This window comes from Thalassobacillus pellis (assembly GCF_016908295.1).
Lineage (GTDB): Bacteria > Bacillota > Bacilli > Bacillales > Halobacillaceae > Thalassobacillus > Thalassobacillus pellis.
In genome coordinates, this window is sequence record NZ_JAFBDO010000001.1 from 854,099 (window position 1) to 876,127 (window position 22,029).

The 22,029-nt window shown below is 41.2% G+C and carries 17 protein-coding genes; 6 read left to right on the top strand and 11 right to left on the bottom strand.

Annotation, left to right across the window (positions count from 1 at the left end; all coding sequences use genetic code 11):
• Window positions 1-147: 147 nt before the first annotated feature.
• Complete coding sequence (locus JOC33_RS04045) at window positions 148-1,239, bottom strand: PQQ-dependent sugar dehydrogenase (protein WP_205091108.1); 1,092 nt, start codon at window positions 1,237-1,239, stop codon at window positions 148-150.
• A gap of 212 nt (window positions 1,240-1,451) precedes the next feature.
• Here JOC33_RS04045 and JOC33_RS04050 point away from each other — a divergent pair, with 212 nt between their 5' ends.
• Window positions 1,452-2,102 (top strand): methanogen output domain 1-containing protein, encoded by a 651-nt coding sequence (locus tag JOC33_RS04050; RefSeq protein WP_205091109.1) that lies wholly within the window; start codon window positions 1,452-1,454, stop codon window positions 2,100-2,102.
• Between the two features lie 53 nt (window positions 2,103-2,155).
• Here the strand turns inward: JOC33_RS04050 and JOC33_RS04055 are convergent, their stop codons facing one another.
• The 4 genes from JOC33_RS04055 to JOC33_RS04070 form a co-directional block, all read right to left on the bottom strand.
• A complete protein-coding gene (locus tag JOC33_RS04055) occupies window positions 2,156-3,715 on the bottom strand; it encodes a hypothetical protein (protein ID WP_205091110.1) in 1,560 nt (519 codons plus the stop codon).
• Window positions 3,716-3,974: 259 nt separating this feature from the next.
• On the bottom strand, window positions 3,975-5,402 hold the full coding sequence (locus JOC33_RS04060; protein WP_205091112.1) for an alanine/glycine:cation symporter family protein: 1,428 nt from the start codon (window positions 5,400-5,402) through the stop codon (window positions 3,975-3,977).
• A gap of 310 nt (window positions 5,403-5,712) precedes the next feature.
• Window positions 5,713-6,972, bottom strand: coding sequence for an L-lactate MFS transporter (locus JOC33_RS04065; RefSeq protein ID WP_205091114.1), 1,260 nt, complete (start codon window positions 6,970-6,972; stop codon window positions 5,713-5,715).
• Between the two features lie 343 nt (window positions 6,973-7,315).
• The gene (locus JOC33_RS04070) at window positions 7,316-9,619 is read right to left on the bottom strand and encodes an ATP-dependent DNA helicase (RefSeq protein WP_205091115.1); all 2,304 of its coding nucleotides are present in this window, start codon (window positions 9,617-9,619) and stop codon (window positions 7,316-7,318) included.
• Window positions 9,620-9,893: 274 nt separating this feature from the next.
• Here JOC33_RS04070 and JOC33_RS04075 point away from each other — a divergent pair, with 274 nt between their 5' ends.
• The gene (locus tag JOC33_RS04075) at window positions 9,894-10,835 is read left to right on the top strand and encodes an SGNH/GDSL hydrolase family protein (protein ID WP_205091116.1); all 942 of its coding nucleotides are present in this window, start codon (window positions 9,894-9,896) and stop codon (window positions 10,833-10,835) included.
• A gap of 31 nt (window positions 10,836-10,866) precedes the next feature.
• A complete protein-coding gene (locus JOC33_RS04080) occupies window positions 10,867-11,502 on the top strand; it encodes a YpmS family protein (RefSeq protein ID WP_205091117.1) in 636 nt (211 codons plus the stop codon).
• A gap of 42 nt (window positions 11,503-11,544) precedes the next feature.
• On the opposite strand, the gene helD is transcribed toward JOC33_RS04080, so the two are convergent.
• Window positions 11,545-13,866 (bottom strand): RNA polymerase recycling motor HelD, encoded by a 2,322-nt coding sequence (gene helD, locus JOC33_RS04085; protein WP_205091118.1) that lies wholly within the window; start codon window positions 13,864-13,866, stop codon window positions 11,545-11,547.
• Window positions 13,867-14,135: 269 nt separating this feature from the next.
• Between helD and cysK the strand changes: the two genes are divergently transcribed.
• Complete coding sequence (gene cysK, locus JOC33_RS04090; protein ID WP_205091119.1) at window positions 14,136-15,065, top strand: cysteine synthase A; 930 nt, start codon at window positions 14,136-14,138, stop codon at window positions 15,063-15,065.
• Window positions 15,066-15,195: 130 nt separating this feature from the next.
• Here the strand turns inward: cysK and JOC33_RS04095 are convergent, their stop codons facing one another.
• Window positions 15,196-15,807, bottom strand: a complete 612-nt coding sequence (locus tag JOC33_RS04095; RefSeq protein ID WP_205091120.1) for a trimeric intracellular cation channel family protein — start codon at window positions 15,805-15,807, stop codon at window positions 15,196-15,198.
• Window positions 15,808-16,032: 225 nt separating this feature from the next.
• On the opposite strand from JOC33_RS04095, the gene JOC33_RS04100 reads away from it, so the two are divergent.
• Both JOC33_RS04100 and sda read left to right on the top strand, forming a co-directional pair.
• Window positions 16,033-16,557, top strand: a complete 525-nt coding sequence (locus JOC33_RS04100; protein WP_205091122.1) for a helix-turn-helix domain-containing protein — start codon at window positions 16,033-16,035, stop codon at window positions 16,555-16,557.
• A gap of 25 nt (window positions 16,558-16,582) precedes the next feature.
• The gene (gene sda / locus JOC33_RS04105; RefSeq protein WP_205091124.1) at window positions 16,583-16,723 is read left to right on the top strand and encodes a sporulation histidine kinase inhibitor Sda; all 141 of its coding nucleotides are present in this window, start codon (window positions 16,583-16,585) and stop codon (window positions 16,721-16,723) included.
• An 84-nt stretch (window positions 16,724-16,807) separates the two neighbouring features.
• Here the strand turns inward: sda and JOC33_RS04110 are convergent, their stop codons facing one another.
• From JOC33_RS04110 to treC, 4 genes are all read right to left on the bottom strand, one after another.
• Window positions 16,808-18,757: an aconitate hydratase gene (locus JOC33_RS04110; protein ID WP_205091126.1), complete on the bottom strand. Its 1,950-nt coding sequence runs from the start codon at window positions 18,755-18,757 to the stop codon at window positions 16,808-16,810.
• A 160-nt stretch (window positions 18,758-18,917) separates the two neighbouring features.
• The gene (locus JOC33_RS04115; RefSeq protein ID WP_205091128.1) at window positions 18,918-19,424 is read right to left on the bottom strand and encodes a DUF6933 domain-containing protein; all 507 of its coding nucleotides are present in this window, start codon (window positions 19,422-19,424) and stop codon (window positions 18,918-18,920) included.
• Window positions 19,425-19,570: 146 nt separating this feature from the next.
• Window positions 19,571-20,299 (bottom strand): trehalose operon repressor, encoded by a 729-nt coding sequence (gene treR, locus JOC33_RS04120; protein WP_205091130.1) that lies wholly within the window; start codon window positions 20,297-20,299, stop codon window positions 19,571-19,573.
• Window positions 20,300-20,328: 29 nt separating this feature from the next.
• Window positions 20,329-22,008, bottom strand: a complete 1,680-nt coding sequence (gene treC, locus JOC33_RS04125) for an alpha,alpha-phosphotrehalase (RefSeq protein ID WP_205091132.1) — start codon at window positions 22,006-22,008, stop codon at window positions 20,329-20,331.
• Window positions 22,009-22,029 lie beyond the last annotated feature (21 nt).

Here is a 22,029-nt window from a genome sequence, read left to right on the forward strand (position 1 = left end):
CTGCTAACTGGCATCACAATTTATAAATATAATTCAGACTTGTCGCCAGGTCTTTATGGCGAAAAACTAAGTTTTATATATATTTTAATCTTTAACAAAGTTGAAATTTCTTATAATGTAAAAAAAGCGGGATATTCCCGCTTAATGTCAACTTTCTATAGGCAGTTTCACTAGCCTGTCATCTTCTTCAGTCGGGTTACCTCTCCCATCTGTATTGTTGGTGAGAAAATAAAGAGTCCCATCCACTATTTCTACATCGCGTATTCTTCCATATTGATCAGTCACTATTTCAGGCGAATTATTCTCCAAGTTCATCCTCCTTACTGCTGTTCCACGCAAGCTTGCGATATACATATCAGCTTCATGGATTGCAATACCTGACGGTGCCCACGTATCCTCACCTGTCTGGTATAGCGGGCTTACCATACCCTCTTGGGTTTCGTCCCCCAAGATTTCCGGCCATCCATAATTACTACCTTTTTCAATACGGTTAATTTCATCATGGGCGTCCGGTCCGTGTTCTGAGGCATACATGACTCCGTCTTCTGTCCATGCCATTCCTTGAGGATTACGATGTCCGTACGAGTAAATATACGATCCTGGGTAAGGATTATCGTCCGGTACAGAACCATCAAGATTCATCCTCAGTATCTTTCCTGCAAGGCTGTTCTTATCTTGTGCCAGTGGCCGTTCAAGGGCATCTCCAGTAGTTACGTACAATTTTCCATCAGGACCAATTTCCAGACGACCGCCGTTATGAAAATTCGCTCCAGGAATTCCTTCCAGCAGAGCTTTTACTTCCTGCCATGAATTGCCCTGTTTTTGCAGTAAGATGACACGATTTTTCGTTACCCCATTTTCCTCATAGGTATGATAGGCAAAAGCTTGTCCATTTTTCTCAAAATCAGGGTGCAGCTTCAGACCAAGAAATCCACCTTCCCCTCGTTGAAGGACGGGTTTTCGTACATGTACGTCCATTCGTTCCTTGTTTTCACCAGGCTGCCACGAGACGATATTACCATTTCGTTCTGAAATGAAAAATGTTCCCTCGGCCACCTCAATATCCCAAGGCACCCTTAGGTTGGTGACAAGTGTTTCCTCTTGTTGGACCGTAGCTGGTTCTGCATCCTTGGAAGAGCTGTTTTGATTCTTATCTTTCGAGGGAGCTTCATCCGCTTTACTGCACGCGCTGACCATTGCCAACAAAAAAAATAACAAAAAAATCCTTAGTATCCTCATAGCCACACTCCTAGACAGTTATTATATATCCTTATTTTAGCAGGGTGGGCGGACAGTTCCAATTTAATACCTTTTCATGTAAAACCTAGAAAACTTGGAGAAAGATTATCACTCATTGTTCCTTATCATGCGTTTTGCACCATGTAAAACGGGTATTAGTTTATTAGATTTAAAGGAATACAAATAGCAGCCCAGAAAGGCGGAGGACTCGTATGAAATCTAGTTCAAATTCAAAAAAACTGGATAGCCGCTTGTTTCTTGCAAAATTAATTTCCCAATATGCCCATATCCATCAAAAAACCGCAGGACCCGTAGCTAATGAATACATCCGCCAGCTTGGTATTCGTACTGGGGAATGGTTTGAAAATTTCTATGATTATATCCCAGAACCGTGGACCTTGGATGATTACGCTAATGTCATAATTGATATAAAAAATTCCATTGGCGGACACTTTGAAATAGATGAAATACACACTGACCATGTCATTGTAAAAGCGACGGAATGCCCGTTTGGGAAGGAAGTACAGCAAGCGCCCCACCTCTGTATGATGACCTCAAGTGTTTTTGGCGGAATTGCCGCAAGAAAGTTCGGTTATGCTAAAGTGAAACTTCAGAAACAAATCGCTCTCGGTGATTCCGGGTGTGAAGTGGTGATATATTTTGAACCGAATGAGGAAGTGGAAGGTGAAGTATACGAAGATCTTCCGATTACACCTGAAAAAGGAGATCCTTTTACTTGGGAGGAAGATGCCTTGATAATGCTCGATAAAGAGTTGAATCATAGCGATAGGATGATTGAGCAGCTCTTAGATGAACTGGAAGATTTAAGAAACGAAGTGAACAGATTAAAGAAGCACGTTTAAAAACAAAAGCCAGGGATCAAATCAATTGTCCCCCTGGCTTTTTGCATTGATGTTTACTGGATAAGATAAGGTCCGATGAAAAAGGTCAGTAACAGTACATGGCAGCCAACAAAATATGTAAACCGCACTACAAGTCCCCACTCCTTACTTTTTGTACCCAGATACATGATGAGGTAGGCCAGAGCGCCAAACCCAAGAATATACAGCCAGGAACTTCCCTGAAAACTCATGTAAGCCGGGGCTGCAGCCAATAATTTATTTGTGAACAACAAATCGTCTAACAATACTATCGGGATGGTATATATAAAGAGACTTAGATACATGATCCACGACTCTCCTCTTTCGAGAGCATTATTATTTACAACCATCATCAATAAGATGAACAAAAATGGCCAGATATACCACATAAGTGTAAGAAATATCGTAAAAAATGCATAAGATAGCATGCCCACAGACTTACCGGCAGCTGAGATAAAGTGACCGGAAGTATAGTTATCGGCTTTCTGGATGATCACTTCCCTGTTGGACGCCAGATTTATTTGCTTTTCGTCCCCGTGTACATCGAGCCAAAGAACCGTTCCTTTATCGATAAACATTGGCTGCATCGAACGGTTTGGCGTATTGCTGATCCGAGTGATTTCCTGCCCGCTGCTGCTCACATGCAGTCTGTAAATATTGCTTGCTTTCGCTTCGCTGTATGTTGTCTCGGTAAAGCCGTGGGAGGCAAAAAGTATATCGGCTTCTTTTCCATTAAGCTTTAATTCGATATCCTCCCAACCTTCCAACTGACTTCCACTAAATGGATCTTTCGCTTGTAATGTTTTCACAGCAGGTGCTTCTTTCTTCTTGAAAGGGTGGTAGGTATAATATTGGGCATTGACAGTCTTTCCGCCTTGCTTTTGAATTGTGCTAAAAATCACGGCAAATGCATTATGATTCACATCGAAACTAAGATCTTTAAAAGTTTCTGTCGTACTGATTGGATATATGTTCTCCGATACTAATTTTGCTTCACTTTGTGTGTCAGCACGATAAAGTTTGATTAAATGTCCCTTTCTTCCAGGATAATACACTAAAATATATGTCTTTGAATCTATCTGCTCGACAAATACCCGTTTCTGTCCTTCTTCAAGGGATAAAACCTTCTGGGTTTTCAGTGTGTTGGGTTCAAGTCGGTACATATTGTGGTTATCAAGAAAGAGAACACGATTTTGGAGCGGAAAAAAATCATCAATTTCTGAAATTTTTTTATCAGTACTGCCAAGATATAAAGCATAATAATCCGTATATAGAAGCGTCTCCCCGTTATTATAAACTCGTGACCACTTGTTAAAAGGGATATCATGAGTCTGCTCCGAATCCAGATCCCAACTTTTTGTGTATATTTTCTCTATTAATTTCTCATCATCAAAATAACTTAATATATATGAATCGTTTTTTGAAAAAATGGCAGGTGCATTGGCAAGCTGGCTTTCCCCTAGTTTCAACTCTCTGCTTATGCCCTCATCAGGAGGCTCTTTAACTTTCTTGAGGTTTTCATAAAACAATAAACCTATGCCAGCCAATACGATCATTAGCGGCAAAATCCAATACAGACGCTTTGCTAAGCTCATTCTTTTCGCTTCCTCCCCGATAATCCTATTCTCCCATCTTTATTTTGTACGGCAGAAGAATGAATAGGTTTCAAAAATTTCCAAATTAACAGACTACTATGATCATAGCAGAATTCAGAAAAACAGGAAGTACATTTTCTCAATAAAAAAGCCTGGCACTTAAATTCCCCTTCCAAGATCAGGCACCGGCCTGAAAAATAAGGAGCAATTCAAATACCAGACTCTTTCCCAAAATATATTTGCATTTTAATACAGCATATTAACCGACAGCACTTTTCTTTTCACTTTCCTCTTCTTCCCAAGCTTCGGTATTATCAATGTCGAGCTCTGAAGGTTTAAAAACAGGATTCTTTCCTGCCTTACGCTGTATTTCGTAATCCTTTAACACTTTAAATGCCACTTTTCCAAGCAATCCAATAGCAATCAGGTTGATGACAGTCATCAATGCCATGAACAAATCGGCCATTTTCCAAACCAGACCCAGACTTGCTACTGAACCAATAAATACAAACACCATCGTCGCAATTCGAAATGCAAGTTTTGCATTTTTGCTTTCTTTTATAAATTCTATATTTGTCTCACCGTAATAGTAAGAACCGATGATAGAACTGAATGCGAACAAGAAAATCGCAACGGAGATGAAGAAGCTGGACCACACGCCGATATGAGAGTCCAGGGAATTCTGCAAGAGTTCAATACCTGATACGTTTCCAGTCTGAAATACAGGAGCAAGCAAAATGATAAACGCAGTCGCTGTACAAACGAAAATTGTATCAACAAATACACCAAGCGACTGAATCAAACCCTGTTTAGCCGGGTGTGATGTAGTTGAAGTGGCAGCAGCATTTGGCGCACTACCCATACCAGCTTCATTAGAAAACAAACCACGTTTGACACCATTCATAATAGCGGCACCAATACCACCGCCGACAGCTTGTTCCAAACCAAAAGCATGGCTGAAGATCATACTCAGGATTGCCGGAAGTTCTCCAATATTAATTATCAGAACCACAGCAGCAAGTACCAGATACAGTACTGCCATGATTGGTACGATAACACTGGACAGATTAGCAATCCTGTGAACTCCGCCAAAAATGACAAGTCCAGTCAAAGCAGTAAGTACAAGACCTACTATCACCCGGTTTGCTCCAAAGGAGTTTTCAAATGCTAATGAAATGGTATTACTCTGGACAGAATTAAATATAAGACCAAATGTAACCGCTATCAAAACTGCGAACACAATACCGAGCCATCTCTTTTTCAGCCCTTTTTCGATATAGTAAGCCGGGCCTCCACGGAAAGCATCCGAGTCTTTAATTTTATAAACCTGGGCCAGTGTACTTTCAATGAACGCCGTAGCTCCCCCAAGCAGTGCTACGATCCACATCCAAAACACAGCACCTGGGCCGCCTAATGTAATTGCAACAGCTACACCCGCAAGGTTACCAGTACCAATACGCGTGGCCGCCCCCACACAAAAAGATTTAAACGGGGAAATGTTCTTTTTGCCATCCCTAAAATCCGTTTTCTCTGTTAATACTCTTACCATCTCGCCAATAAACCTGAATTGAACGAACCGAGATCCTATCGTGAAATAGATTCCCAGGCCGATCAAGCCTCCGATAAGAACGTAAGACCAGAGAATATTGTTCAGGAAATCAAGAATTGGTGATAAAATTTCTCCCATGTTAAATTAGCCGCCTCTCTTAAATTTTTATTTTTCTGAAAAATCAATCACGTCTTTTATTATACATTTGTTAACCCTTATTTCAACACCTATTGACAAATTCCTTAATCTTACAGTCCGGGCTTCTCCCTTCTGTGTCACTTCAGCCTTGCCTTCCCCGTTGAGGACATCCTCGTTTTCCTGTCCAAGTTGGCAATCAACAATGCAAAAACTCTCTTATTTTACATACAAAAAAACCACGAAGAAAAATCAATTTCTACGTGGTTTTTCATTTCAAAAGAGGCCTTTTGGTCCAATCCCTTTAAGCTTACTAACTAATTGCCCGATTATTCTCTCTGTTCTCTTTTTTCTTTTTGCGAATATCCGCTTTTGTAAGGATAGAGACCACTAATGCGAGTATAAAAAGACCTGCAAAGAAGATAAGACTATTTTCATAACTTCCAGTCGTATCCTTCATCCATGCCGCAAAGATCGGACCTACAAGACCTGCAGCCGCCCAGGCAGTTAGAAGATATCCATGGATAGCTCCAAGCTCCCTGGTTCCGAATACATCCCCAATGAAAGCTGGAAGTGTGGAGAATCCTCCCCCATAGCAAGTATAAATAACAGCAAGCGAAATAACGAATAACGCTGTTATAGTAGTCCAAGGGAGGAGTAGAAACAAGCCAATTTGCAATACGAAAAATATTAAATAGGTAGTAGATCTTCCAATATAATCGGATGCACTTGCCCATCCGATTCTCCCTGCTCCATTAAAGATTCCCATAACACCGACAAGAGTAGCAGCAGCCCCAGTACTCATCCCTACACTTTCGACTGCCAGAGGCTTTGCAGCAGAAATTACTGCAATTCCACATGTAACATTTATGAAAAGCATGGTCCAAAGGTAGTAAAAACGTTTTGTTTTCAACGATTCTTTTGCCTTCATATAGGCCAGGTCTTTCTTATTGCTCTCCCCTGTATTTCCTTCATAACCTTTTGGCTTCCATCCTTCCGGGGGCTTGGAAAGATAAAGGGAGGACAAAATCATGAGAATAAAATAACTTGCGCCTAAAATATAAAACGTTACAGCAATACTTGTCGCACCTATCAAATAATCCATCACCGGACTTGAGATCGCTGCCGCAAAACCAAATCCCATGATAGCCATACCAGTTGCAAGGCCGCGTCTATCAGGAAACCATTTTACTAAAGTTGAAACGGGGGCAATATATCCTACCCCAAGGCCTATCCCTCCAAGAACCCCATAGAAGGCATAAAGCATCCATAGTGAGCCTAGTTGAACCGCAAATCCAGACCCAAAAACTCCAATTACAAAAAAAATGGCAGCTGTAATCCCTGCAACTCTAGGCCCATACTTTTCAACAAACCAGCCTAAAAAGGCTGCAGACAAACCTAAAAAGAGTATAGCAAGACTGAATGTAAACTGCACTTGACTAGATGACCATCCGAACTTTTCAATCAAAGGATTCGTAAAATTACTCCACGCGTACACAGAGCCTATAGAAATATGGATACCAACTGCGCAAGCAGCAATGAGCCAGCGGTTTTTCGCTTTACTTTCCGACATCTTACCCCTCCAGTCAATTATGTCATGAATGCTGCCATCAATCACCTGCTACTTTTAGGGGGGTGATTGGACCATTCCTATTGCTATGAGTTTCCAATATAGTGATTATTTTCCTTATATTGCAAGATTGAAACATTTTTGAAAGGAATTTGTTGTCTTGCCTTTAGATTTTAGAAAAATAGCGGAGAATTAAGGGAGACTTGGATATACATGATCTGGAGTTGTTTCTCTGTTTGATGCCATAAAAGAGCAACTTTCGTTAAAATTTTTGAAATTAAAAAAGCCAGCGCAAATTACACTGGCTTTTCAACAATTTTCATTATTTCCCCGGAAATAATGTCATTTATTTATAAGGAACGACATTATAATGGTTCCATTCATCAGGAAGCAGTCTTTTATATTGTCTGTTTAAAAAACGATCGTCGATGAGCATAATTTTTCCATAATCCTTTTCGGATCTTATCAGTCTGCCACCAGCTTGAAGCACTTTATTCATGCCGGGATATACATAAGCGTAATCATAGCCGCCTTTACCGATTTGGTTAAAATATCTTTTTATCAAATCACGCTCGAAGCTGCGGGGTGCAAGCCCTATCCCTATTACAGCAACACCGTTCAACCGGTCCCCCCTTAAATCGACCCCTTCCGAAAAAACTCCTCCGAGTACAGCAAAGCCGATTAATGGCAGTTCACTATCTGGCTGGAAGCTTGCCAGGAAATCATCCTTTTCCTCTTCCGACATATCCCGGCTCTGGATGATTGTATGGAAATTGTTGTTCCCTTTCACCTTAATCCATTCCTGATAGACGAGCTCCATATAGTGATAGGAAGGAAAGAATAACAGGTAATTTCCTTTCATCATTTGTACATGTTCATATAATATTCGGGCTAATTCTGAGCTTGTCCGTTCACGATCCTTATATCTGGTAGAAATTGGATGTATTGTTACTTCCATTTGCTCGTTTACGTATGGGGAAGGCAGTTGTAAGATATAATCTTCTTTCTCTCCCCCCAGCATATCTTTATAGTAAGCAAACGGAGATAGAGTTGCTGAAAAGTAGACAGCCGTTCGATAATTTTTACTTACCTGTTTCAACAAATGGGAAGGGTCCACGCAAAAAATCTTTATCCTGATATAGCCGTTGACCGTTTCTCCGTATACTACATGCGTATCATCAATCAACTGGATTATTTTCATGAAATTCTGGGCTGCAAAATATGTTTCTAATAGCAGGTCGTTACCATCCTCTTCCACCTTTTCTTCTTGTTGCAGCTCCTTCTCCGCCTTTGTGATAAAATAATCGACTGCCTCTTCAAGTGTTCCTGGCATCTCCACCAATTCAAAGCTTTCTGCTCCTTTAAACTGGTTCTTAATTGCAGTAAGCTCCTCCTCCAACCTTATTGCAGCTGCATGAATATCTACGCTATCTTCATAACGTTTCTTCAAATCGGCAAATGGAGCCTGGGAAATCTCCGCTGAATACATCTCACGTGATCGTTCCACCAGATTATGTGCCTCATCTACCAGCAGGACAGTGTTTTTCCGATCTTCCTGCAGCAGCCTTTTCAAGGATACTCGAGGGTCGAATATGTAATTGTAATCGCAAATGACTGCATCTACCTGATAAGCAAGATCCAGGGAAAATTCAAAAGGGCAAATACGATGTTTCCGTGCATATCTCTCCACCACTGAACGGGTCATTTGAGTTTCATTGGATAAAATGTAAATCATTGCACCGTTAACCCTGTCATAATAGCCCTCTGCAAATTCACAGTATTCTGGTTGGCAGATGGTTTCTTCTTTGAAGCATATCTTATCTTTGGCAGTCAGCGTTACGGAACGCATACGCAGCCCTTGCCTTTCCAACAAACCCAGCGCCTCTTCTGCTGTCATCCTGGTAATTGTCTTGGCAGTCAAATAAAAGATTCGCTCCGTTTCTGTATCATCCATTGCTTTTACAGCTGGAAACAAAGTGGAAATAGTTTTCCCTATCCCAGTTGGTGCCTGGGCATAGAGATCCTTTTTTTCTGTAATCGTTTTATAAACGGAACCCGCAAGCTTTCTCTGACCAGCTCGATAGCTTTCATATGGGAAATCCAAACCATTCAGCGATGTGGATTTTTCCTCCTTCATTCTCACTAAAACATTCCCGAAAGAAACATAGTCATTGACCATTTTCTCCATAAAGACGGCGAGCTCTGACAGGGTGAATTTTCGGAGGAATTTCTGTTTTTCTTTTGTTTCTTTTTGCACATAGGTAAGTTGAACATTAATTTCCTCTAATTGGTTATCATAAGCATAAATATAAGCATAACCTTTTGCCTGCGCCCAATGGACGGGACTGCTGTCAATTTGTATTTCATCAAGCTGCTGTGAAGTAGATTTAATTTCATCAATCATTACTCCACCCGGTGTTTTCAATAAGCCGTCACAGCGACCATGGACCGTTAGCGTTAAACCTTCTACGTGAAAATCGGTTTTCAGAAAAACTTCTTTCTCATCTTCATCTTTATACTTTTTTTGGATCATCTGATGGATGGCAGTTCCTTCAGTCAACGAACTGCTTGTACGAAACCGATTGTCTATATTTCCAGCCCTGTAAACATATTCTGCTAGCGAACGAACGGAAATTTTCATATGGGCCATTTATTTCACCTTTTCTTCCCTATAATAGATTATTGTCGTTAATTACAGTCAGCTTTTCCCATTAGTATTCGAATGATTTAGATAACAGGTTTGTTGCATACTAGGTTCCACGTTGTTCATTACTAAAGTGTATTATCCAACCTTTTTTGTTGAAGAAGCTTCAGACCTTCCTGACTTAACGTTATTCTGGGCTTATAGAAAGACGAATTAATTTCCTAAAAGGCTCTTTAACAATATAATAGTAGTAACTTTGAAAATAACAGGTGTGATACACATGAACAATAAATTGTCTATCATAATCATTTCAGCCGTAATAATACTTACAGGCTTTTTTATTATAACAATTTCTCTAAATGATACGTCTAATAATAATGATAAGGAGCAGCCCCCCCAGGAACAAGCAGTAGAAAACAAAGAGGCTGAACAAAAAAAACAAGAGGAACAAAAAGAAAAAAGCCAGCCGGAAAAAGATGAAAGCGCAGATAATGGCGATGCGTCCATCGGGCAAGGGATCAAAAAGGCAGTTACGAGCGTATTGGAAAGCGCCGTTGATTTATTTATAAAAAAAGATTTAAAGATTGTAGCGATAGGTGATTCCTTGACGCAGGGTGTCGGAGATGAAAGTGAACAGGGTGGGTATGTCGGTATCCTCGAAAACACACTTACTGACGATGAAACTAATCCGGATTTTAATATTGAAAACTATGGTAAAAGAGGCAATCGTACAGACCAATTGATTGAACGTATGAAGGGAAAAGAAATGTCTGAATCAATTGAGGAGGCAGACATTATAATGATTACCATCGGTGCAAATGATGTAATGGCTGTAGTGAAGGACAATTTTCATGATCTCGATTACGGTGATTTCGTTGCAGTGCATGAGGAATATAAACAGAGGCTGAATGAGATTTTTCAAATCATCTATGATAAGAATCCAGATGTACACACCTATTTGATCGGTCTATTCAATCCATTTGCCGGTTATTTCAATTATATCCCGGAAATGGGACAGATAATGGATGATTGGAATCAAATAGGCAGAAATACTGTTGCAAAGTATGATAATGCCACCTTCATTCCAATTAATGATTTATTTTTGACTACGGAAGAAGACCTTTTGTGGGAAGATCATTTTCACCCGAACCAAAAAGGGTATAAACTTATTGCCGAGCGCGTGTTAGAATATATAAGACCAGAGATTGAACAACAACAGTGATTTTTAGAATAATTCCAACAGGTGGAGTGCTATGAAAGCATTGGAAATCAAAAATAAATGGAAAGTATTATTCCTGATTCTTGCAGCCCTCAATATTGGCATTGTCCTTTGGATACTGGCTCTTGTCTTTCTCCCTACTTCTTACACGCTGGTTAACGTAGAAGGAAAAGAGGAAACAGAAGAAGCAGAGTTCACGATCGTTTCCACAAAAGAGAACCTGGAACAATTAGCGAACGAGTACCTGGATCAATTATCACAGCAAAGCGCTTTTGATTATTCTATTTCACTGGATAGAAGTGTGGAGCTGAAAGGCAATATCAAAGCATTTGATCAGACCATTCCATTGACAGTTTCTTTTCACCCGGAAGTCCAGAAAAACGGAGATATTATCTTGGAGCAAGAAGGCATTTCCTTAGGGAAGCTGCCACTCCCTAATAAAAAAGTGCTGGAATATGTGAAGAAAAGCTACAACCTGCCAGAATGGGTTATCGTGAATCCTAACGAAGAGAGCATCTATGTAGCTGTAACTGAGATGGAACCTGCCAGTAATTTTAATGTGGCCGTCGATCGTTTCAATTTAAAGACAAACCATCTGGCATTTAAAATCTCTGTACCTAATGATACTTTCAAATTCGCAAAACAGCTTGCTAAAAGAAACTTTGAATAAATTCAAATCGGCCAGGCACCTCGAAGTGCCTGGCTGATTTGATCATTCACGATAATATTCTGAAGGGACTCCCTGCAGGAATCTACTCTTTTCATTCATATAAACAATATCCAATTCATGCATAGCCCGCGTGCAGGCTGTATAGAATAATTTGCGCTCCTCTTCTTTGTCATATGTTTCATAGGAGGCTTCCGGTAAAATTACTGCGTCAAACTCTACTCCCTTCGCCAGATAAACAGGTAAGATAAGCAAGCCTTTTTCAAAGTTCTGTGACTCATTATGGATAAACCTGGCCGATCGGCTTTCCGATAACTTTTCATAAAGGCTATGGCATTCTTTTTTTGACCTTCCCAAAACAGCTATTGTCTGATGGCCTTCCATCTGACGTTGTGAAATTACACTCTCGATTGTCTTCATCCGCTCATGTTCATCTGCCGCGTAGTGGATGCGTGGTTTCCGTCCTTCCCTATTGAAGGCTTCAATCCTTTCTCCATCTGGAATCAGCCATTTAGTGAATTCTACAATCGGGCGTGTGGAACGGTAACTCCGCATCAAAGTCATACGTTCGACGTGTTTGCCAAAATGCGTTTCTTCTGTCAAAACAGAAGTGTGGCTGCCATGAGAATGGATGGCCTGGTTATAATCACCTAATAAGGTAAAACGAGCATACGGGAATAGACTCTTTATCAATGCAAATTGAAAGGGAGAGTAGTCTTGTGCTTCATCAATAAAAACATGCCGAATGACTGTATTCGCTTTACGTCCTTCTAATTGATCCTGCAAATAGAGATAAGGGGTAATATCCTCATGCCGAAGTTCCAGTTGTTTAAGCCTGACTTCTGTTTCTTTCTGGACCTTGTGCCACATTTCACGACTTATTCCATCTGGAGCATCTATTCTTTCTACCAATTGCTGATAGAGCTTCCTCATAAAGATGAAATTCATTTTTTTGATTTTCTGCCGCAGTGGTTTCAAACTTTTCTTCACAACAAGTTTAGTCAGCAATTTCTCTTCCCGCTCATAGTCATCAAATGTCTCATCATTGAACCGTTGTTCCTTTTCGAGTTTGTTATACGCATCTAAATAAACTTTTTTGTCAAGATAGGCCGCTTTTTCCATTGGCCAATCTTTTTTTCTTTCCTGCTTTTCCACCTTGTCGATTGTTGCGAGAAGCCATTCCATAACCTTTTCCATTCGGTTAGGGATGCTGATATCTTCGCTTAAACTGTAAAAATAGTCTCTGATTTCAGCCGCTTTAACAATCGTTTTCTTCCGGAATCTGATATTCCTGAAGACCATACCCTCCCGTGACAGGTGCCGGACATAATCATCAATGATCTGTTTAAAATCAAGACTTGATTTAAAAGTGATTCCAGACAGTCTTTCTTGATAACCTATTTGTGCAGTGAGCAGGCCTTCTAATTGTTCAAATGAGGTTTCGAGATCATATTCTTCATCGAGACGATGGGAGGCATACTCGTGAAAGGTCGTTTGCCGCATATTCTCTTCCCCTAATTCCGGAAGGACGGATGCCACATAACTGATAAACATTTGATTCGGCGAAAAAAGAAGGATTTGATCTGCATCGATTGTTTCCCTGTAACGATATAAAAGGTAAGCGATTCGCTGCATGGCAGCTGAAGTTTTGCCACTTCCCGCCACTCCCTGTACAACCAGCATGTTCTTTTTCTCATAGCGGATAATCTGGTTCTGTTCTTTTTGGATAGTGGCAACAATGCTCTTCATCTGGTTATCAGCATTTCCGCCAAGTACCTGTTGCAGCAGTTCATCGCCAATGGTTACACCAGTATCGAACATACCATTTATTACTCCATTTTTGATTAGGTACTGTCTTTTCAGTTCCATTTCCCCGTCGATTATGCCTTCTGGCGTTTCGTATTGGGCAGGTCCCGGTGAATAGTCATAATACATACTTGCAATCGGAGCTCGCCAGTCATAAATCAGGAAATCTTCATCTTCCCTGTCCATAAGAGAGCCTATTCCCAGATAGACAGATTCCTTACTGTTTGTTTCTTCTGAGAAATCAATCCTGCCAAAATAAGGCGAATCCTTGAGGCGTTTATAAAGCTTGACGGTTTTATGAAACTGACCGTGGCTTCTTTCTCGTTCAGAAAGTAATTCAGCCTGCTGCTTGATACTTGCATACGTTTCAATCACTTCATCAGGCTCATCAATGTTTACCGTAACATCATCCCAGAAATTTTTGCGCAATTCGATGATGTCTTCCTTCAAATGTCCTGTACTTTTTTCTAACAATAGTTTTTTTTCTTCAATCAAGTCAACAATACTGTCCACCCGCCGCTGTTCCTTACTCCATTCAAGTGATTTTTCATTATCTTCCACTAGAACCGCCCCCAGTTTCTAAAATTCCTCTATTGACATCCCTTTCGTAATCATGTAAAATTTAATGTGGGTAAATATTAAATAAATCAGACATGACCGATAGACGTTAATTATTTTACTATATTATGTAAGTAGACACAATACTAGAAGGACACTTTTGTGTCCTTTTTTTGTTGAGCTATTTAAACCCCAGTTCTCTAATAGGAATGATTTTCTTTCCTATGTTAAAATGTAGGCATGAATGAAATCAAAGAAGGATGTGGCCTGATATGCGTGTTGTAAATAATATCGCTGAACTGATCGGAGATACACCATTAGTAAAACTGAATAAGCTTTCTCCGGAAAATGGTGCAGATATTTATATGAAACTGGAAATGTTTAATCCAAGCGGAAGCGTCAAAGACCGAGCCGCTTACAATATGATTCTCCAGGCAGAAATGGACGGACATTTGAAAGAAGGTTCTGTAATTATTGAGCCGACAAGCGGTAATACAGGAATAGGGCTTGCCATGAGTGCGGCAGCTCGTGGTTATCGCTCCATATTAGTAATGCCTGATACGATGACACAGGAGCGAATCAACCTGCTAAAAGCATATGGTGCAGAAATCTATTTGACTCCGGGGGATGAAAAAATGCCTGGAGCAATTGAAAAAGCAAAGCAATTAGTAAAAGAAACTCCAGGGGGTTTTATGCCCATGCAGTTTGAAAATCCCGCAAATGCCGATGCCCACCGGGACACAACTGCCAGAGAAATCATCGAAGCCGTCGAAAATATCGGCCGTCCGTTTGCTGCTTTCGTTTCCACTGCTGGAACGGGCGGGACAGTCACCGGAACAGGAGAAGAACTCAAGAAACATTTCAAGGATTTGACTATTCACGTTGCTGAACCAAAAGGCTCACCTGTTTTATCAGGTGGAAAGCCAGGCAAACACAAACTGGTTGGCACCAGTCCTGGCTTCATCCCGGATATTCTGAACCAGAACGTCTATGATGAAATTTTTCAAATCAGTGATGAAGATGCTTATGACACCACACGGCGGCTTGCAAGGGAAGAAGGTATACTGGTGGGGACTTCAGCAGGTGCCGCTTGCTATGCAGCTATGAAAGTTGCTGAACGGAAAACAAAAGAAGAAATTATCATCGCAATTGCGCCTGATACTGGTGAGCGATACCTGTCTGGGGACCTGTTTAAATATTAAATACATGGTTGGTAAGTATTGCAGACTAACCAGTTGATCTATCAGTAAAGCGTGCTGAAATTCGTCTGGTTGACCAAGCCCGCATGGTTATTAATGCAGCTGCCCGCCTCTTTGAAAAGGGGCGGGTTTATTATATTCTATAAAGGTCCCGAAATCTGAGATGCCACCCGGAATGATAGGAAAATACCCTTAGTGCAATGACAAGAAAGAATAAAAGATACATTTGCCAGACCTGGTTTACATCTACCCAGTCCATTCCAATCACGAAACCTGCAAATAAAGCCCAAACAGCATATATTTCCTGGTGAAGAACCATTGGTTTTCGCTGCGCAAGTACATCCCTCGTCATACCGCCTCCTACTCCCGTCAAAATAGCCGCGAAAATGACACCTCCCAAAGGAAATCCAGCTGATAAGGCAAATGCCGCCCCTTGAATGGCAAAGGCAGAAAGCCCTATCGCATCTAAATATACATTCCACTTATCCCAGAGCATAACCCAGTTTTTCGGAAAAAAATATACGATTGCAATCGTTATAATGGCAATATAGAATAGATACCCTTGCTCCCAGACATGCACAACAGGAACATCAAGGGTGATATTCCTTATGATACCTCCCGCAAATGGAGTGGCAATCCCAAGCATGAAGGTGCCAAAAATGTCATAACGTTCCGTTAGTGCCACAATAGCCCCGCTGAAAGCAAAGGCTGCAACTGCGATTATATTCAATAAATCCCAATACATTATCCATTACTCCTCTACCACAGAAAGCTATGACACTTATCTTACCAATAATTTAAAGACATGCCTAGAAATCAGAATATGGCAATTGAAACAGGTTTCACAAATGGTAATATATCCCTAATAAAATAGAACTTTTTCACCGGTGTTGCAATTTGCCACAAGGATATTCTATGGTAATGGCGAATTATAAATTACTAACTGAAGTAACTACAGGTGGGAACAACTATGAGAAGATGGCTGATTAAATTAAGAAAAGAAAAATCCTATACCCAGCAGGAGGTGGCGTCCAACGTCCATATTGACCGTGCTTATTATGCCCAAATAGAAAATGGAACAAGAAACCCAAGCATTTATGTGGCAAAACAGATTGCCGCATTTTTCAACATTAATCCTTCTACTTTTTTCATGGAACATATCAGCGATCCGTTCCAGGTGGCAATAGCTAATTCTCCCATCATCGTGGCTCACAATGGGTTGGATTTACGATACACATGGATTTTCAACCCGCATAAGGACTTTGATCCTGGATTTATTATGGGGAAAAGGGATGATGAACTGGCCAATAACGATGGTACCGTTGCTCTCATGAAATTAAAGGAACAAACGATCAAAGAAAACAAACCAATGCGCAGACAAATTCAATTTCCACTTTCGGATGGATTAGTAACGTACGATATTTTCGCCCAGCCCATTCTGGATAATCATGGTAACGTAATAGGGGTGGCTTCAACTTTATCCCTGCTACCCTGACCTTTGGAAGGAGCGATAGCAAAGCATGGAAAGTTTATCATCTGAAATGTTGCTCCAAGCCTATCTTGCAGCCAAAGAACTGGATGTTGATGAGGCATTCCTCGACTTATTGGAGAAAGAAATGGATCGAAGACAAATAAAAATTGCATCTGATACAGCAAGATAAAAAGGGCCCGAAAGATGTGCCCAGCTTGAACAACCATTTCTCTTTCGGAGTCCCTTATAGAATGCAATTTAATGAAAAAGGTTTTTATTTTTCCAAACGATCTTTGACCCAGTTAATAAGACCACCCATAAGGATGAATTCCAATTGTCGTGGAGATAGAGCATGTTCCACCTTAATATTCTTACCTTTATCTTTTACCGTAACTTCAAATTGGTTCGACTTCGCCAGCTTTTCACGTAACTCATTGAACTGCAGGACATCCCCTTGTTCTAACTCTTCCCAATCCTCTTCGTTGACAAATGTTAACGGCAGCACTCCAAAATTGGCAAGGTTCTGCCAATGTATTCTGGCAAAATCCTGTACAATAGCTACGCGAAGACCAAGGTATCGCGGAGCGAGAGCGGCATGTTCCCGACTCGATCCCTGACCATAATTTTGCCCGCCGACAATTGCATGACCTCCTTGGGCCCGAATATCCATTGCACGATCATAATAGGTTTCATCTACAATCTCAAAGGAAAACTTACTGATTTCAGGAAGATTGCTTCGGTAAGGGAGGACACGGGCTCCTCCTGCCAAAATTTCGTCAGTGGAGATATCATTACCCATTTTCAGGAGAATTGGAAGCTCCATATCGTTAGGTAACTCTTCCATTTTAGGAATGGAAGCAATATTCGGACCTTTAACTAATTCCACTTGTTGCGCCTCGTCATGCGATACAGGCGTTTGAAGAAGATCTAAATCAACCGTAGGCTTTTTTGGTTCATCCACTTTCGGATAATCAAAGTCCAGTGACCTCGGGTCTGTAATCTCCCCGGTCAATGCGGAGGCTGCAGCTGTTTCAGGACTGACAAGAAAGACCCTGTCCTCTTTCGTCCCCGATCTTCCTGGAAAATTCCTAGGTGTTGTACGGAGACTATTTCTCCCGGTAGCAGGCGCCTGTCCCATTCCGATGCAGCCGTTACAGCCTGCCTGATGCAAGCGGCCCCCTGCCTGGATAAAGTTTGCAATATGTCCTTCTTTTGATAAGTCTAACAGCATCTGGCGGGACGTAGGATTAATATCAAAAGAGACGTTCTCATTAACTTTCCTGCCTTCAACTATTTTGGATGCGATTGCAAAATCTCTATACCCCGGGTTCGCAGAGGAGCCAACATAAGCCTGATAAATAGGTTCCCCTTCCACTTCACTTACTTTGACAACGTTTCCCGGGCTTGTCGGTTTTGCTATCATTGGCTCGAGCTTGGACAGATCAATCTCCTCTTCAATATCGTAAGTTGCATCTTTATCAGCCGTTAATTCTATCCATTCGTCTTCTCTTTGCTCCTGTCTCATAAAACGCTTCGTTTCTTCATCTGAAGGAAATACGGTCCCTGTAGCACCTAATTCTGCACCCATGTTGGCGATGACATGACGGTCCATGGCGCTGAGATTTTCTATCCCCGGGCCATAGTATTCAAATACATGGTTAGCCGCTGCTTTTACACCATGCCTGCGCAGCATTTCCAAAATGACATCTTTGGCGCTGACCCAGTTAGGCAATTTTCCAGTAACCTTCACGCCCCATACTTTCGGCATTTTTACATAAAATGGCTCTCCTGCAATGGCCATCGCTACATCTATTCCTCCGGCTCCCATTGCAAGCATTCCCATACACCCATTGGCACATGTGTGACTATCAGAACCAAGCAGGGTTTTGCCTGGTCTTGCCAGCCGCTGCATATGGACGGGATGACTTACTCCATTACCCGGTCTACTGTAATACAATCCAAACCGTTTGGCTGCACTTTGCAGGAACAAGTGATCATCAGGGTTCTTACTATCTTCCTGAATCAAATTATGGTCAACATACTGGGCAGAAGCTTCTGTTTTAGCACGGTCTACACCCATAGCCTCCAGCTCCAACATCACCATTGTCCCAGTCGCATCCTGTGTCAATGTCTGATCAATTTTCAGGCCGATTTCACTTCCCGGTTTCATTTCTCCTTCAAGTAAATGGTCTTTAATCAATTTCTGTGTCACATTCAACCCCATCAGACTTCCTCCTTTTCAAAAACTTATGCGCAGATAGCGTCATACCAATCATTTACCCGTAAAGAAATGGCATTATTCGTAAAAAACCAGCAATGCCATAAAAAATGCCATCCATAAGTTACGGATGGCTTTAAAAGGTTCGAATTAATAAATGTGGTCCTCATTTGTTCTCTTCAAAATATTTTTTAAAAGCCTCCAAAGGATAGGAATGCTTTAAATTAAGAAAAATCTGTTCATTATTTCGGATGTTGAGTTGGACAGCATCAATTTGTTCAAAGGTTTCATCCTCATAGAAGATATCACACACCTTTTTAAGCTCTACCATCCTTCCAATTGCTGTACGGTTATGCGTCTTTGTGTAGACGATTTCTTTTCCCGCTTGCATCATATCCTCAATGATATCCTGATCGATTTCCAGTACCCTTAGCAATTCCCTGAGGGAGCCCATTATCACCTGATCGATATTATCGAATTGCTCCCTTTTTAATCCGAGGAGTATCATATTAAGACCGGTCGCATCGTTTAGCAATAATACACTTTTCCTCCGTCGAAAGGTAAAGACGTTCATATGCCAGCGATAGATATCAGGGATATCGACTGCATCAGCTGGTTGAATTTCTTTCCTGAGTTCCTTTGCCATTTTTTGTGTTACGGCAATTTGCATCATGTTTACTCATCTACCCTTTCCATAGTTTGTCCCTTCAGCTTACCATTCCGTTATTTAAATTGAAAATTACAGCGGGTCTGCTACAAGTGAAAAAGTTTTATACGTTCCAGCCAAATGTTTTTTTCACAGAAAAAAGGTCCCCATTTTCACAGGAACCTTTCTCCTTTACTGCGTCTGGCAAAATCGACGAACCGGAACTTGTCCGGCCGATGCCTGGACTCTGTATATTGAAATAAAGTCGTATCCTCCAAGTAGACGAAACTTCGAATGACGACAACCTGATCGTGTGTCTCCACGTCTATGTGAGTCTCATCTTCTTCCGTTACAGGTTCGACGACGATTTCCTTTTTGGCGAAACTAATCGCAAGACCCAGATCATCCTCTATAAATGAATAAATAGAATCTTCACAGATCGTTTTCGTCAGTCTCTCCACAATATCTCCACGAATATAGTCTTTATCGAGAATGACTTTTTCTCCGTCCATTTCACGTGTCCGTACGATTTTCCAAACGTAGGAATCCTTCGGGCATTGCAGCAATTCCATAACCTTTTGATTCGGCTCTATCTGATATAACTCTACTACCCTGGTGTTGGTTTGTTGACCAGATTCCTCTGCCAATTCTTTGAAACTGGTCAGGCCGGAAACAGGAAACTCAATTTTGTTTCGGTCTAACACGATAGAACCTTTACCTCTTACCTTCTGGATGTAACCATTTTGTGAAAGCAGGTTCAGAGCTTTTCGAATTGTCTCCCGGGAAGTGCCATAACGGCTGCAAAGTTCATGCTCGGAGGGCAGCCGTTCTCCTGCCAGAAGCTTGCCTTCTCTTATTAACAATACGAGCTCTTGATAAATGTCTAAATACTTCTTTTTCATAGAATCACCAAAACCATTATACTCTCCGTTTAATGGATATGGAATACCAACGATTCGTATGGACGCAATTCAAACGAACCCACTTGTTCAGGTACCTCTTCATAATTGCTGATAAGAACGTCGATATTCTCGCCTTCAAAATTATGGTCATCCGGCAGCCGCCACTCGGTTTTCTTACCATAGAAATTATTGATTACTAACAAGGTTTCCCCGTTCCATTTCCTAATATAAGCGAAAATCTGTTCATCTTCTTTAAGAATCCACTCATAATCGCCATGGGTAATTATGTCATAGTCCTTCCGGAGTTGAATCAGCTTTTGGTAATGATGGAAAATGGAATTCTCTTGTTCAACTGCCTTTTCTGCGTTGACTTCCTGATAATTGTCCGCTACATCAATCCAAGGGATACCCTTCGTGAAACCGGCATGCTCCCCGGCATTCCATTGTACAGGTGTCCGGGAGTTATCACGGGACTTCTGTTTCAGTATAGAAAGAAGCTCCTTATCGGAATAACCTTGTTCTTTTAAAATTTTATACATGTTGAGAGATTCGACATCCCGATATTTTTCAATAGAGTCAAAATAAGGGTTCGTCATGCCGAATTCTTCCCCTTGATAGATATAAGGGGTCCCCTGCATCATGTGAATCGTTGTCGCAAGCATCTTCGCTGATTTATCCGGATAATTTACATCATCCCCAAATCGGGACAACGCTCGGGGCTGGTCGTGGTTATTCCAGAACAAGGCGTTCCAGCCCTGCCCTTCATTCATTTCTTTTTGCCAAATGGATAAAATCTGCTTTAACTGCTTGAAATCAAAATCAGCAACTGTCCATTTTTCACCATTCGGATAATCTACTTTCAAATGATGGAAGTTAAACGTCATACTCAGCTCTTTACGGTCAGGCTTAGTATAGAGGATGCAGTGTTCGATTGTCGTAGAAGACATCTCACCTACTGTCAATAAATCATAAGGAGCAAAAACTTCCCTGTTCATTTCCTGCAAATATTCGTGAACTCGGGGACCATCGGTGTAAAACTTCCGTCCATCCCCAGGCAATGTACTGCCGTCATCATCCGGGAACAATTGATTTTTGGAAATTAAGTTGATGACGTCCAGACGGAAACCGTCGACACCTTTATCTGCCCAAAAGCGCATCATCTCATAGACTTTCCTTCTTACCTCTTCATTTTCCCAGTTCAAGTCAGCCTGAGTCACATCAAATAAGTGAAGGTAATATTGGCCGGAGCTCTCATCATATTCCCATGCTGACCCGCCGAACTTGGACTTCCAGTTGTTCGGTGGGCCGCCATCTTTGCCATCTCTCCATATATAGTAATCACGATAAGGATTATCTTTTGATTTTTTGGCTTCCTGGAACCATTCATGTTCCGTTGAGGTATGGTTAACCACAATATCCATGATCAATTTCATTCCACGCTGGTGGACACCGGAAAGAAGCCTGTCCATATCTTCCATCGTCCCATATTCTGAGTGAATATCATAATAGTCACTGATGTCATAACCGTTATCTCGCTGTGGAGACTTATAAGGAGGAGTCAGCCAAAGTACATCGACCCCTAACTCTTTCAAATAATCAAGTTTTTCTATGATGCCTTGTATATCACCGACACCATTTCCTGTTGTATCATTGAAGCTCTTCGGGTAAATTTGGTAAACTACCGCCTTCTTCCACCAAGCCTGATCCATTTTAACACCACCAAAAATTAT

Coding starts and splice junctions, on each gene's coding strand:
- JOC33_RS04055 (WP_205091110.1), bottom strand. CDS start 3,715: ATGAGCTTAGCAAAGCGTCTGTATTGGATTTTGCCGCTAATGATCGTA.
- treR (WP_205091130.1), bottom strand. CDS start 20,299: ATGAAAAAGAAGTATTTAGACATTTATCAAGAGCTCGTATTGTTAATA.
- JOC33_RS04100 (WP_205091122.1), top strand. CDS start 16,033: ATGAGAAGATGGCTGATTAAATTAAGAAAAGAAAAATCCTATACCCAG.
- JOC33_RS04075 (WP_205091116.1), top strand. CDS start 9,894: ATGAACAATAAATTGTCTATCATAATCATTTCAGCCGTAATAATACTT.
- JOC33_RS04065 (WP_205091114.1), bottom strand. CDS start 6,972: ATGTCGGAAAGTAAAGCGAAAAACCGCTGGCTCATTGCTGCTTGCGCA.
- sda (WP_205091124.1), top strand. CDS start 16,583: ATGGAAAGTTTATCATCTGAAATGTTGCTCCAAGCCTATCTTGCAGCC.
- JOC33_RS04070 (WP_205091115.1), bottom strand. CDS start 9,619: ATGGCCCATATGAAAATTTCCGTTCGTTCGCTAGCAGAATATGTTTAC.
- JOC33_RS04045 (WP_205091108.1), bottom strand. CDS start 1,239: ATGAGGATACTAAGGATTTTTTTGTTATTTTTTTTGTTGGCAATGGTC.
- JOC33_RS04110 (WP_205091126.1), bottom strand. CDS start 18,757: ATGGGGTTGAATGTGACACAGAAATTGATTAAAGACCATTTACTTGAA.
- JOC33_RS04080 (WP_205091117.1), top strand. CDS start 10,867: ATGAAAGCATTGGAAATCAAAAATAAATGGAAAGTATTATTCCTGATT.
- JOC33_RS04060 (WP_205091112.1), bottom strand. CDS start 5,402: ATGGGAGAAATTTTATCACCAATTCTTGATTTCCTGAACAATATTCTC.
- treC (WP_205091132.1), bottom strand. CDS start 22,008: ATGGATCAGGCTTGGTGGAAGAAGGCGGTAGTTTACCAAATTTACCCG.
- JOC33_RS04095 (WP_205091120.1), bottom strand. CDS start 15,807: ATGTATTGGGATTTATTGAATATAATCGCAGTTGCAGCCTTTGCTTTC.
- JOC33_RS04050 (WP_205091109.1), top strand. CDS start 1,452: ATGAAATCTAGTTCAAATTCAAAAAAACTGGATAGCCGCTTGTTTCTT.
- JOC33_RS04115 (WP_205091128.1), bottom strand. CDS start 19,424: ATGATGCAAATTGCCGTAACACAAAAAATGGCAAAGGAACTCAGGAAA.
- cysK (WP_205091119.1), top strand. CDS start 14,136: ATGCGTGTTGTAAATAATATCGCTGAACTGATCGGAGATACACCATTA.